This is a genomic window from Cytobacillus sp. IB215316 (genome assembly GCF_033963865.1).
Taxonomy (GTDB): Bacteria; Bacillota; Bacilli; order Bacillales; family SM2101; genus Nanhaiella; species Nanhaiella sioensis.
Window position 1 is genome coordinate 230502 of record NZ_JAXBMC010000002.1, and the last position, 14354, is coordinate 244855.

Below are 14354 nucleotides of genomic sequence, written 5' to 3' on the forward strand. Positions count from 1 at the left end.
ATACTCGAGACTATCATTTAATAAGACGAAAAATATTTCTGTTTTATTTAAGCTGTTTTCACATTAGATTGTTGCTTTACGTAATAAGTGCTAAACACGTTCCACATTTTCCATCTCAAAAGACGATAAAAATGATCATCCATATTAGTTGCTCATATGAAAGAAAAAAACACTAAAAGTTTACTAAAAGATCCTTTATTTAGCGTCAAAGCTCCTTAAATGCTAAGTCTAACAAATACACGTTTTTCTTTTCTTCCCTATTAACTCTTTTTTCTCCATTTTCTCAATATATTCTTTAGCTAGTGGAACTTTACAAGCTGTGTTCCCCATATTCACCTTAACCTTACCAATTACTCCTGCTATCCGCTTTGCCTCCCCATGAAGTGGCTCATAATATGCTCCAACTGAGATAACAAATCCATTCATCACATAACGAACTCGATTTCTTTCATCATGTATCGTGTGTTCTACTTTTGTTAATAGTCTCATTATTTCATCTTGATCAATTAGTTCATCAGGTGTAATTGATAAATAGTTTGAAAAAACACTCCACCCTGCACAAGCAACATTTTCACTTGTGGAAGCAATCCATTCTCTAGCTAGTTCTAATGAAAACCGAGACTCCGCTGTAACTTGGGCTACTGAATATTCACTTATCATATACCAATTTGCTTGCTTCACCCAGTTTTGTAGTTGTTCCTTCGTCATTTGTTGAGGACTTACAGAAAGACCCGCCAAATACATAGCATCACTATTCCCCGAATTGTATAGTTTTAATGCTAAGTCTTGATCCTTCTTCACCTTTTTCACCAGGTGCTTTTTTAAGTCACCGATTTTCACTCCATATAACGGCTCGCTTGCTCCATGTCTTAGCAACGTATTTTTCGTTTGTTCATTTCCAAGTTCCGATAGCTTTGTCATTACTTCCTCATATGTAATCAACGTATAACCTCCTTTTGAAATTTAAGATAGCTTCATTACACCAAAATCTTCACCATTCACTTTTGTTCATAATCAATAATGTTAACCTAACACATCAACATCAAAACCAACTATTCCCATATATTTTTTTAATAAATCTCTTTAAATTCCTAGTTGTTGGATATATAATATATCTTGCATAATACAGTATTATCCATTATTGCTCTAATCTAACTTTTAAGGAGTTCCTATACTAAATGAATATATCAAATTACCAAACTGAACTATTGCAGGAAATAGAGGAATTGAGGATTAAAATGATTACTATGGGCCTAAAAAAAGGACTTCATCATGATGATACGATATACATTAGTAAACATTTAGATTTGCTATTAAATATATATCAAACATTATCAATTCAGAAATGATGAAAGAAATGCTTCTCAACAATTCTACCCACCTTTTCCTCTTATCATGCGCTACATTTAGTACTTTAGTATGAGTTTTCCTTCACATAAATATGCCCATTATCATGAAACATAATACCTACGAATCTCTTTGATTAATATTTATTACCTTCCCCTCATCTTGTAACAATTTTCTTTCTATGTTAATTAACTTATCTTCAACTGAAGAAATTCTGTTATTCATCCTTATCAAAACTGGCGAATACAATAAAACCGTTACTAGTGCTGTTAGAAAAATTTCCATGGCTAACTCCCTCCATCATAAGTCTTCCTTTTAGACTCTTATTGTAAAATTTGTTGCTATAGTATCTAAACTAGTAGATAAAGATGTCATTTTTCTCAACATTTATCGTTTTATAGTAAAACTACATAAAATCTAATTGTATACGTGTTTATTTTTTCTTACAAAAAACAATAATCTATGCAAAAATAGCTTTATTTTATGTATAGCTATTGCTTATATATTCTCTATGACTAGAACAAAATTCCTTCCTAGAAAGCATCATTAAAATAAAAATTAGTTTTCTCTCATATGAATAGCTAGTATGAATACACATCAACAGCTTTTATACATTTCAATCCTTAATTGCTATTTGCTTAGTAAATATGATAGCAGAAAGTGTGGCACCAATTGCTTGTATCCAAGTTCCAATCTTAGATATTTGTAAACCAACTTCATCCATACTAACTAATAAGTATATGCCACCTATCGCTCCTAGCCCAGCCCCTAAAGATTGCAATATATTTCCTACAACTGCAAAGTCTTGTAGAGGAGCCTTAATCATGTTAGATCCAACTGCCGCAAAAGCAGCTCCTAGAGATTGAAATGAACCACCTAAAATACCAAGTTGAGTTCCCTCATCTTCTTCAATAGTGGTTGCTACAGCACTTGCAGTATTACCGGATGCCTGTATCCAACTTCCAAAAATAATTAAAAAATCCGCCTCAGTCCCATCACCCTGAATATTCATTGTTCTCCCTATCGGCTTAAATGTGTTCCCGACTGCTTGAAGACTATTTCCAACTCTAATGAACTGATTAGATAATTCATTATCATTTAAAATAGGTTCAGTTCTGCCAATTGCCGCAATAATGTTTCCAATAGACTGAAGCCATGAACCAATTAATTGCAAGTCAGTTCCTGTCCTTATCACCTCCAAATCCCACCAATCCTGCTTTTAGTTATTTAAGGTATTGTATTCAATTGGAGAGATATAATTTTGTGAAAAAGCCTAAATTATTTACAATTTATAAATATAGTTCATTATCGCAACTGGCGATTACCTACTTCAACACGCTTAATATGTCTTTCTGATTCACCAAGCAATTTTATGTCCTTAATTTACATTAACTTCATTAAGTACGAATGCGAAGAATTGTTAATTATTTATACAATAAATTCTTCAATAACTAAAGGTCAAAACAATCCAAAAAAGAGCTGATTCCTAAAGTAAATCAGCTTATTGTTGAACATAATCTACATTAAAATTACTAAAACTAACAAGAAATAATGGAGATTTTTTATGTATACATAAAGTCCATTTCATTTTATCGAACTTTATTTGCACTGTTAATCCTAGTTCACATGTCATTTTCTACATAAAATTTCTCAACTTCTTGATCTATCGCTTTAACTACTTCTGGGTTAGCGTACATAAATAAAGTAACACCTTTTGAGCCATCTTCGTTTTCGACTTCTGCTTCAACACTTATCCTAGTTTTTTCCTCTTTAAAAATAACATTAAATGTACCAATTTTTTTATCCTCATGTCTTTTTTTCATCATATGTATTTCTTTATTGATTAAATTAATATCATCTTCCGTAAACCCTCTATCAAAGATTGATGAAGATAATTGCATAAAAAAAGGTTGTATGTCTTCAGGGTCACAATTAAAATCAGATAATAATGGCTCATTATCATTGGTTAATACTCTCTTTTTAATTAACAGAACAATCATGCTTACTAAAATGATTACCCCTAGACCAAATATTATAGATTTCATCCCCTTAATCCTCCCTTTCATAGTTGAATACAATACTATGAACCTTATTATTACCATATACCCTCAACAAATTCCCTTTTGTAAATTAGTCGCTCAACTTATAAGTACCACTATATATCGTCTAAAAAGATGAACGAATGATAATTGGAGAAGAGTTTACTTAACTTACTTGAAATTACGAACTAAACATTGAATGGGAAGTAAAAATCTTAGAAGTGTGAAATATAGTTGAGGACTAACATATACAATAAAAAAAGGACTAGTGGTAGCCCAGTCCAAATTGTTGTAATATATCTATCTTAATAAAAAACATATCATAAGATTACAAATGTTAACAATATAGAATTAATGGATAGATAACCATTTTTTTCGTAATACTAATGTCCTTGAATATCGTGTGATAGAATCAATTAACAAACTGAACTTATTAATAGAATTAAGTTCGAATTATCTCACCTTGCATCTGATCTAATGGATGCTATACTGATTAGCTTCTTTTAAAGCGTTCTCGACCTCTACAATATCTTCAAAAGCTCTATCGTACCCGAGGTTACTCGGTTTCTTCTAAGCACTTCTTAGTCAATTCTACAAACGCCTGTACAACTGGTGGAGCGTGTTCAAACGAGTTTGCTACTAAACCAATAGAGCGATAGTAATTTTCTTTTAACCTTACTGAAGTTATTTCTCCAATACAAACGGATAAAACCATTTTTGGAACAATACTTATTCCTAGGTTCTGTTCAACCATTGCACTTATTGTAGGATTATCTTCAATTTCACAATATATATAAGGCTTTACATTGTTTTCTTTAAATACTCTTTTAACCAGTGCATCACACCCACCCTTTGGCATGATAAAAGGATTAGTTGCTATATCATGTATACTAATGTTCTTCTTTTTTGCAAATGTGTGATCAGCTGGTACAATGACATAGAGGTGGTCATCAACAAGGTTAATAAAGTCTAAATTATCTATTTCTGTTGCTGGTAAAAAACCGATATCCACCTCTCCTTGTAGAATCATTTTTCTAATTTCCTCATACCCACCCTCATAAAACTCCACTCGGATTGCTGGATACAACTTGTGAAATTTTTTAATAATAAGCGGTAATAATTGAACAGATACGCTACTAAAAGTACCGATACGAATGGTTCCTATTTCAAGGCCATTCATTCTCCCTGCCTCTTGCTTCATTAGTTCAGTTTTAGCTAAAATCTGTCTGATGTAATCAATGATTACCTCTCCCTCTTTCGTTAAAGTAATCCCTGACCGATTTCTATATAAAAGGGTTAAGTTAAGTTCTGATTCTAAGCCTTTTATGGCATGGCTAACAGCACCTTGTGTGAGACCTAATTTTTCCCCAGCCTTCGTAAAACTCTTTGTATCAACAATTGTATGAAACACTTCATATTGAAGTAATGTCATCAACAAACCCCTTTCTATTAATATAATTAATATATATCATTATAAACATTCGTTTGATTAATCCTAATCGTTGTAATAAGATTACAGCAAAGGGGGGCAATAAACAATGCAAACTTTACATTACACGTTAATAGACGTATTTACAAATCAAGCATTTGGAGGAAATCAATTAGCTGTTTTTAAAGAGCATGGCAATCTATCAACTGAGATGATGCAAAAAATCGCCAGGGAATTAAATCTTTCTGAAACGGTTTTTATGAGGCCTTCAAGAAGTGCAGCAGCTGATAAAGAATTACGTATTTTCACACCGCAAATCGAATTACCTATCGCAGGTCATCCGACAATTGGAGCTGGTTACGTTTTAGGGATGGACCGCATTTCTACAATGAAAAGTAGACTTAATCAATTTGTATTCGAAACGGGTGTTGGCAATATTAATGTAACAGTAAAAAAAGAAAATGATATGATTTCTTTTGTAGAAATGAATCAAAAAACACCGGTTTTTGGACCTGTTTTTCATAATATTAAGCGCGTTGCTGAACTTTTAGCAATCTCTTCAGAAGATATTGATTCAAACCTTCCTATACAATCAATATCAACGGGTGTACCTTTCTTGTTAATTCCCATCCGTACGTTGTCTGCAATGGAAAGAATAAGCCTTCAAACAGACGTTTGGAATAAGTTTTTTAGTGAAGATAAAAATATAAAACATATTTATGCTTTTACAACTGAGACTATTTATGAGAGTTCAGATGTCCATAGCCGCATGTTTGCCCCAGCAATGGGTATTACAGAGGACCCTGCAACTGGTAATGCAAATGGCCCATTAGGAGCATATCTCGTTGAATATTCAGTAATTCCAAAATCTGAACAAACGTATAAAATTAGAAATGAACAAGGGATTGAAATGAAAAGGCCGAGCTTTATAGACATATCAATTAGTAAAAAAGGAAATGTATATGAAAACGTCTCAATTGGAGGTAGTTCAGTAATGATGGGTTCTGGTCAACTTGTTTTTGAAGTGTAAAATACGGAAACACAATACCAATGAATATTATACAAAGGTTATAAATACACGCATACCCGAGTTATTCAAGATTTAAGAAAGTATGCACAAAATCAGGACGAAAACTTATTGTACAAAACTAATATAGTTAAGTGAGGATTTTTTCGAAAGTATAATGCAAAGAATCCCAATGCCGACATGAAAAACAACAGCCTATAACGAAGTTGGTCTCAGTATAGTATTCTAAATATTATAAATAGGAGGAAAATTATGTTTTCTACAACTACACAATTAGAAAATTATTTATTATCAGTTCCACAAAAAATTAAATCTCTTTCAAATATGGAATATAAACCCATACAATCAAAATGGTCTAAAAAAGAAATATTAGGGCATTTATGTGATTCAGCTAATATAAATCACCAACGGTTTGTTGAAATTTTATCTGCAACGACAGCTTCAGTTTCTATCAATAACTATAACCAAGATTTATTGGTTAAGGTTCATAATTATCAGCATTCATTCAAAACAGATGACCTCATTATAGTTTGGGTTGGTTTAAATACACAAATTGTCAACCTCCTAAAACATGTTACGAAAGAACAGTGGGAATTACCATGCTTATTAGAAAATAAACAACCTGTAACTTTAAAATGGTTAGTTACTGACTATATAAACCATTTGAGCCATCACTTGGAACAGATATTTTCATAGTTTGCTCATGTTAAATATACTAAAACATTGGTTAACCAAGTCAATTGCTTCTCCTACAATAGAAGTCGACTTTAGCGGAAAGTTTTGTAATTATAAATGAGACGACATATACCTTTTAATACACCTAAAGACAAAACCTGTAACCTACTATTTGTAGGTAGAGAGGTTGTGGAAAATTGGAAACATCTAAATATCATTCAACATCGATATATTTTTTACTTTTGTTAGTTCCCCTATTTTGGGGAGGGGCTTTCGGTGCATCTAAACATGTCGTTACAGAAATACCTCCTATGACTGCTGGTACGTTACGTTTTGGTTCAGCAGCAATCATCTTACTATTACTTGTCATCTACCGATCAGAATGGAATACAGAAAAGCTCAAAAGACATTGGTTCGGATTAACATGTATGGCCCTCACTGGTATATTTTTATATAACGGTCTTTTCTTTTTAGTAGGCTTGAAATATACGTCGGAAGTAAACGGCGCATTAATCATGGCTACAACCCCTGCTTTTTTAACAATGGGGGCTGTATTGTTTTTAAATGAAAAGTTTAATAGACGTTTAGGGTTAGGCTTATTTCTATCATTATCAGGCGTTCTAATCGTCATCTTTAAGGGGATTGATACAATTGGTTCTCTCTCTTTTAATAAAGGAGATTTATTGTTTGTTGGTGGCTTAATTTGTTGGGTCATTCACGGGTTAATCGGCAAAGTTGTTATGAGAGACGTCTCATCAACTCTCACAACATGTATAACGATGTTAATTGGCACTATTTTACTGGCGGTTTTTTCTATTATTGAAGGTGGTTGGATATACGTTGCAACTATGTCAGCACAATCATGGATTGAAATAAGCTACATGAGTATCTTTGCTTCGGTCATTGCCTTTATATTGTGGAATGAAGGAATCAGACGAATTGGAACTAGTAAATCTAGTATTTATATGAACCTCGTACCTATAAATGCCGCTTGGATAAGTGTAGTTTTGTATGGTTCTACACTTACGTTGCAACAAATTATTGGTATGTTTATCGTAATTTTAGGTGTTTATATTGCTACATCTAATGAAAGAAATGTTGTCAAAAGCTCATAATATAACAAATATAAAACACAACTGCAATTATTATTTAATCAGTAGTATTGAGATTCTACTAGATCATGCTTTGGTTTTAGTAAACCCCTATTTGCTATGAGCAATATCGCCCCCACGCTTGTTTGTGGGGGCTTAAATATCTACTTTTCAAATCCAAGCAATAATACTTGTAGATGGGAATATGAATAGCAAGATAACTTCTTACATTTTTTGTTATGATGAACTTTATAAGAGGTATACTTTAGGAGGACAATACGTTGATTATTAACAAAATATTGTTAAATGATGCATATCATATAAGTAAATGGAAATATGATGAACCATACACACTTTACAATTTCGATGATAGTCCTGAGGATATACAAGAACTGATGGATGGATCATATTTCAGAGTTCAATTGAACAACGAATTAATTGGGTTTTTATGTTTCGGTTACAATGCCCAAGTACCAGATGGAAGAGCTGTTGGGTTATATAATGATAATGGAAAAAATTTTATAGATTTCGGGCTAGGTATGAAGCCAGAGCTATGTGGACATGGAAACGGCTTGTCATTTGTGCAAACAGGACTAGAATTTGCCATAAAACGTTTTAAACCTAAATTCGTACGGTTAAGTGTTGCTACTTTTAATATCAGAGCCATATCGGTTTATAGTAGAATTGGTTTCAGCAAAGAGCAGACATTTTTTTAATAATGAAACTGAATTTCTAATTATGAAATATGAGGTATAAGAAACAATTGTTTTTAGGGCCTTCGTAGCAACCTTGTAACAAAATTGGAAAAGCTATATGGTGGTTATTTTAGATTTCATGCTTCCGAGAAAAAATACCTCAAACGATAATTTCATACATGTTCATAGTTCGGAAGCAACAATATTCATGAAAATAGCTTTTCAAGCTGTAAACTTTGTCGATGCCTGATAGATTTTTTTATTACACTTGTTTACATTTACATATTTATCCCTTTCTTAAATATAAAATAATTTATAGGGGGGGTTGGTGTGCACAAGTCAATTAGTTTTGCTATTATCTTATTCATTATTGTATTTACAATTAGTTTGTATGTAGGCATTAGTTGTCTCGTTATCTATTTACTTAGTTTAATTTCTTCATTGGCAATTGAAATTTATAATTGGCATTCAATGATGTTAATTTCTTTGTTAAATTTCTTCTGGTTACTACCGTTTGATATCATTAGCAGCCTATTTAATGTATCAACACCAAATAAAAAAATTAATGACTTTGTAAAATTGGTGGGATTGTTAGTAAATGTAGCAGTATTTTCACTATTTGTTATTTGGCTCAATAATACCTTTACTGGCGTTTCATTTTCAAAGATAGGCCTCGTTTGCTATATCCTTGCAATGACTATTATTGTTCACCTAACCATGATTGGTGGCACAATAATTGAAGAACAAGATAAGAGAGTCTGACTCCCTTCACTTTAACGCGTTACACTACTGGTAGTCAGACCCCACATTTTATTCTTCTGTTTCGATAACTATTCCTTCTACGTGTTTACGGTTTAGGAGGTTATCTTTCTTTCGATAGTCTTTTGTTTTAAAAATAATATCAAAATCATAGTCTTCGGGATATAGTTCATCTCTTGCTATATACAACTGCATACGTTTATGATTAATTTTTCTTTTTTCATCCTTCACTTGAATTATATAATTCCCATATTGGTCAGGTCCTTTGTACACTATACCAAGCTCTCCTGTTGACCCAATTTTCACATTATCTCCCATCTCAAAAAGCGTAAATTTTTCCTTAGCTTGTTGCGTGTTTTCCTGCTTATCTCTTCTTACATATTTATTTGATGCAATTTGCTTATCAAGCTCTCGTTTTATTGACAGTGATGGTTGTTGAATCTCGTAGGATTTATGTTCTTTATAAGTTATAGAATGAGCTTTTTCAATAATTTTCGGGTGCATCCCTAACTTTAGTGCAATGCTAAATGCTTGGCTGTCACCACCTTCTCCAATGAGCAAACGGTAAGTTGGACCAAGTGTTTCGATATCAAATTCCATTGAACCATTACGGAAGCCTTCTCTCTCTGTCGCAAATTCCTTCATTTCACTAAAATGCGTAGTTGCAAAAATAGTAGCTCCTTTTTCGTATAATTCATCTAAGATAGAAATTGATAATCCCATACCTTCACCAGGATCTGTACCAGACCCAAGTTCATCAATTAACACTAAGCTTCGATCATTGGCATTTGCTAAAATGTCAATAACATTTGTTATCCGAGAACTAAACGTACTTAAATTTTGTTCGATACTTTGACCATCGCCAATATCAACGAACATTTGTTGGTATATCGATAGATGGCTACCTTCATCAACTGGAATGAATAACCCACATTGAACCATTAATGTAAGCAACCCAATTGTTTTTATCGATACTGTTTTTCCACCAGTATTTGGTCCTGTTATAACAAGAGCGTGGTAACCATTTCCTAGCTGGACAGATAAAGGAACAGCATCTTCTCCTAGCATTGGATGTCTAGCGTTTTTTAAATTGATAAAATGTGATTCATTTAGTTGAACTTTGTTACCCCCAATTGCTTCGCTATATTTCCCCTTTGCAAATAAAACATCGTAATGAATCATCGTTTCTACAGCCAAGCCTATTTCTTGTTGATGTGCTTCAACTAGCCCTGTTAAATAACTTAATATAGCCTCTATTTCAATATCTTCTTCAAACTTCAGACTGTCGATACGTTCTTGAATATTAGCAACTTCAGCTGGTTCTAAATAAATTGTTGAACCTGAAGCAGAAGCATCTACTACATTCCCTTCAACTTTCCTTTTGTATTCTTTTTTAATTGGAATAACATATCGTCCATCACGTTGACTCACAATTGGCTCTTGAAGATAAGGTTGATATTTTTTTGATTGTAAAATGTGTTGGACCTTATCTTTCAATCGCTCTTCTTCAATCAATAATTGCTTTCTAATTTTCTGCAACTGCTTTGTTGCGTAATCATCGACTCGCCCATGCTTTATACACCGAATGATTTCATCAGCTAAGTTAGGCAGATCCTCTATCGCATACACATATGTGGTGACTCGTGGTGCAATAAATTCCTTATCCTTCATAAAACGTTTAAGCTTCGTACTGCTGTCTAAAAATGAGTAAATTTTCGTTAACTGCTCAGTTTTTAACACAACACCCTTATTCATCTGCTCAATAACCTTTGTAATACCATTTAGTCCATGAATTGGGACTGATGCACTTTTCCGCAAAATATAGACAGCTTCTTCTACTTCATGTAACCAAGCTTCAACTTGCTTCAAAGATATCGAAGGAGATAGTTCCAATAAATGTTGCTTACCTTCCTCTGTTATTGCATATTGTGCTAACTCATTTTTAATGAAATCAAACTGTAATGCTTGAAATGTTTGTTCGTTCAATGTATTCTCCTCCAAATAAATTTATTTATTGTTATCCCTATAGCAATTTCTTCAATCGTAGATTCACGGTATAAAAACCACTTCATCTTCATAAACTCACCCTTTCCTTACACAAAAAAGACCACAACGAACAATGTTCATTGTGGTCTAACTTCATACGAGTCCTTAAATCCAATTCGTCTATTATCTTACATTATAGTTGTAATGGTTTCCTAAAAGTACACGTTCCACATAGATGAATGAACAATAATAATAATTATTATTACACATCTCATCAACATGTCACCTTATATGTTTAGACAGTAACTTACAAAGAAACCTAACTTTAATATACATAAAAAGCTGTGCCAAAAGACACAGCTAAACGAATAAACGGATACTGTATGCTATGACCATTGTCCTTAACATTTCATCCAAAAAGCATACTTAAATAAGCTATCTGAAAATTCACTTTCAGCTTAGGCTTTTTGAATGACCGTATGAAATTACGGATTAGTTAAGAACGACCCCTAACATAAACAGAACTCCTTTATTATTTGTAATTTAATCAAATAAATAATACATGTTGGTTAAAATAATGTCAAGTGTGTTTTTAAGCACAGGACTGATTATACTAACTGTTTGATGGAAAATAGGGATTTCTAGAAAGACATGAAGAAATTTTTAAATACACGTGTTAGTATTGTAAAAAAATAGTTGTGAGTCCACCTAATATTCTGTTTTACAGAATTTAAAACTGAAGAATACGGTTAAAACAAGGTAGTAGAAAAGATGCTACACATACTAATAATTTTCATTTTTTAATTATTAATACGAAAACAACAATAAATGTAATATACCCAAAGGAAAAGAATGATTATCTCCTAAATTAAAGAAGACAACCACCCCTACTTAAAGTTAAAGTCATGACTATGAAGATATACTCTAATGGCTATGTTCAATTATATACTTGCTAGGCGAAATGCACGATAAAAACGGGCTCATCTCACCAATGAAAAAAATATGCAATTTGTGCATTGCACGAGTACATGCAGTATAAAATAGCATACGCTCATTTTCATCGACATAAATAGAACTAGAACCATTAAAAATAATTACAGCGTCAAATTCAACACCTTTCGCAAGGTAGGATGGAATGACAAGTACCCCACTTTCAAATGAACTAGTTGTTTTATTAATAAGGCGGAGAGTCAAATCATTTTTCAAACGATCGTATGCCTTCTTACTTTCATCAGCGGTTTTACAAATAACCGCTATCGTTTTATGATCTTCATGTTGAAGCTTGTGAATTCGTTGTTTCACTTTATCAATATGACTCGTGTCATTGTCGACCTTTGTCATGAAAGGTTTTTCACCCTCTCTGTTAAAGGCATCAATCGCTACATTTCCAACAAGGATCTCTTTTGTGAATTCTATAATTGGCCGAGTTGAACGATAACTACGTGTCAAGTCTATACACTCAGTTTGATTTTCTCCGATCATTTTCGTCAATAATGCAAATCCATCTTGAGAAGCTTGAGAATGAATTGTTTGATTCTTGTCACCAAGAATGGTCATTTTACTATTTGGAAATAAATATTTAATATAGGCAAATTGAAAAGGTGAATAATCTTGAGCTTCATCAATAAAAATGTGTTTTACAGCCGTATTTTTTTTGAAGCCTTCAAGTTGTTCCTTTAAATATAAGTATGGTATTGTGTCTTCAAAAGCTAATTCGAATTTTTCAATACGTGCGACTGTTTGATCACACATTTCTTCCCACTGATACTGAGTACTTTTTTCCGCTTTCGGCATATTCATAAATTGATTAGTTGTAAATAACTGCATATATATTTTACGGATATCAACAAAACGCAAATGTTCCACTTTAGCCATCAAAGGTTTAAGATGTTTTCTAACAACTATTGCTGCAAGTAGCTTTTGCTCGCGTCGGTAATCGTCAAATGTGTTATTAGACTTGTTGTTATCTCGTTGAAGTTTTCGGTACACCCGAGCATACACATCACGGTCTAATAATTCTATTTCATCTTCCACCCACGGCTTCTTACGTTCTGCTTTTTCAATTTTTTTCAGCTCTTTAAGCAACCATTCCACCATTAGCGTTAAACGGTTAGGAATCCGCAAAGATGGATCAAACGAATAAAATTGTTCTTTTATTTGATCTGCTGAAATAACAACCTTATTTCTAAATGTTATATCTTTAAAAACCATGTCTCGTTTTTTCAGTTGATTAATATAATGATCTATTAGTATCATAAATTCCAAACTGGCTTTATATCGTATATTGTTCATCCTAACCGAATATATTGAATCTTTTGTAGCTGTCAATGTATATTCAAGCTGTTCATACTGATCTTCTAAGTCAAATTCTTCACCAAGTTGATGGTCTATATATTCTTGAAGAGTTGTTTGCTGCATATTATCCTCACCAAGCTCTGGTAGTACAGTGGAAACATAGCTGTTGAACATTGAATTAGGAGAAAACAGCAATATTTGCTCTGCTTGCAATGTTTCTCGATATCTATATAATAAAAAAGCTACACGTTGTAGAGCAGCTGATGTCTTTCCACTTCCTGCTGCACCTTGAACAATAAGTAAGCGACTGTTTTCATTACGAATGATTAAGTTCTGCTCTTTCTGGATCGTTGCGACAATACTTTTCATCTGAGAGTTAGATTGATTACCAAGCACTTCTTGCAATAGTTTATCACCTATCGTAACACCTGTGTCGAACATACTTACGATTTGGCTTTCATGTACAATAAATTGACGCTTTAGGTTCATCTCTCCTGAGATTACACCTTCAGGGGTTAAAAATTGAGCTTTTCCTAATGAATAGTCATAATATAAACTTGAAATTGGTGCCCTCCAATCATAAACGAGAAATTGTTCCGACTCTTCATCGTAATAAGAACGAATACCGATATAAATGTTTTCCATTTTACAATCTCCATCTTCAACAAAATCAACTCTTCCAAAATAGGGGGAATCTTTTAATTTATTTAAGGTTGTTATTTGTTGAAAGGCCTGTTTGTGGTTCCGTTCCCTTTCAGAAAGCATCTCCGCCTGTTGTTTAACACTAATAGCTGTTTCAGTAGCTTCGTTTGTATCATCTAAATTAACTGTCACATCATCCCAAAAATGCTTACGGATATTAATAATTTCAGCTTTAACACCACCTATATCTTTCTTAAGAGATCCAAGTTCTGCCGAGATTTTTTCGACTACAAAATCAACACGATGCTGTTCTCCTTGCCATTCCTTGTTAACTTTATTCATATAAGCACCTCTCAAATTAGATATTTT

Annotated in this window: 13 protein-coding genes; 6 read left to right on the plus strand and 7 right to left on the minus strand. The window is 32.9% G+C overall.

The genetic code is table 11. The features are described 5' to 3' along the window. Positions 1–228 precede the first annotated feature (228 nt). On the minus strand, positions 229–939 hold the full coding sequence (locus SLH48_RS05460; RefSeq protein ID WP_320257579.1) for a DNA alkylation repair protein: 711 nt from the start codon (positions 937–939) through the stop codon (positions 229–231). Positions 940–1178: 239 nt separating this feature from the next. Between SLH48_RS05460 and SLH48_RS05465 the strand changes: the two genes are divergently transcribed. Further along, positions 1179–1349 (plus strand): aspartyl-phosphate phosphatase Spo0E family protein, encoded by a 171-nt coding sequence (locus tag SLH48_RS05465; protein ID WP_214482317.1) that lies wholly within the window; start codon positions 1179–1181, stop codon positions 1347–1349. Positions 1350–1467: 118 nt separating this feature from the next. Here SLH48_RS05465 and SLH48_RS05470 read toward each other — a convergent pair whose 3' ends face one another. The 4 genes from SLH48_RS05470 to SLH48_RS05485 form a co-directional block, all read right to left on the minus strand. Next, on the minus strand, positions 1468–1632 hold the full coding sequence (locus SLH48_RS05470; RefSeq protein WP_320257305.1) for a hypothetical protein: 165 nt from the start codon (positions 1630–1632) through the stop codon (positions 1468–1470). Between the two features lie 331 nt (positions 1633–1963). Continuing rightward, complete coding sequence (locus SLH48_RS05475; RefSeq protein WP_320257306.1) at positions 1964–2542, minus strand: DUF6944 family repetitive protein; 579 nt, start codon at positions 2540–2542, stop codon at positions 1964–1966. Between the two features lie 427 nt (positions 2543–2969). Then, entirely contained in the window at positions 2970–3392 is a 423-nt protein-coding gene (locus SLH48_RS05480; protein ID WP_214482315.1) for a hypothetical protein, read from the minus strand. Between the two features lie 550 nt (positions 3393–3942). Next, complete coding sequence (locus SLH48_RS05485) at positions 3943–4818, minus strand: LysR family transcriptional regulator (protein ID WP_320257307.1); 876 nt, start codon at positions 4816–4818, stop codon at positions 3943–3945. A 106-nt stretch (positions 4819–4924) separates the two neighbouring features. On the opposite strand from SLH48_RS05485, the gene SLH48_RS05490 reads away from it, so the two are divergent. The 5 genes from SLH48_RS05490 to SLH48_RS05510 all read left to right on the plus strand — a co-directional run bounded on the left by SLH48_RS05490 (position 4925) and on the right by SLH48_RS05510 (position 9065). Continuing rightward, positions 4925–5845 carry a PhzF family phenazine biosynthesis protein gene (locus SLH48_RS05490; protein ID WP_320257308.1) on the plus strand — a complete coding sequence of 307 codons (921 nt, stop codon included), beginning with the start codon at positions 4925–4927 and terminating at the stop codon, positions 5843–5845. 249 nt (positions 5846–6094) lie between these two features. Beyond that, complete coding sequence (locus tag SLH48_RS05495) at positions 6095–6538, plus strand: DinB family protein (RefSeq protein WP_320257309.1); 444 nt, start codon at positions 6095–6097, stop codon at positions 6536–6538. A 176-nt stretch (positions 6539–6714) separates the two neighbouring features. Then, positions 6715–7632, plus strand: a complete 918-nt coding sequence (locus tag SLH48_RS05500; RefSeq protein ID WP_320257310.1) for a DMT family transporter — start codon at positions 6715–6717, stop codon at positions 7630–7632. Positions 7633–7889: 257 nt separating this feature from the next. Continuing rightward, positions 7890–8324: a GNAT family N-acetyltransferase gene (locus tag SLH48_RS05505; protein WP_320257311.1), complete on the plus strand. Its 435-nt coding sequence runs from the start codon at positions 7890–7892 to the stop codon at positions 8322–8324. 309 nt (positions 8325–8633) lie between these two features. Then, positions 8634–9065 (plus strand): hypothetical protein, encoded by a 432-nt coding sequence (locus SLH48_RS05510; RefSeq protein WP_320257312.1) that lies wholly within the window; start codon positions 8634–8636, stop codon positions 9063–9065. A gap of 48 nt (positions 9066–9113) precedes the next feature. Here SLH48_RS05510 and SLH48_RS05515 read toward each other — a convergent pair whose 3' ends face one another. Continuing rightward, complete coding sequence (locus SLH48_RS05515; RefSeq protein ID WP_320257313.1) at positions 9114–11048, minus strand: endonuclease MutS2; 1935 nt, start codon at positions 11046–11048, stop codon at positions 9114–9116. 924 nt (positions 11049–11972) lie between these two features. Continuing rightward, positions 11973–14327, minus strand: coding sequence for an RNA polymerase recycling motor HelD (gene helD, locus SLH48_RS05520; protein ID WP_320257314.1), 2355 nt, complete (start codon positions 14325–14327; stop codon positions 11973–11975). Positions 14328–14354: the final 27 nt, after the last annotated feature.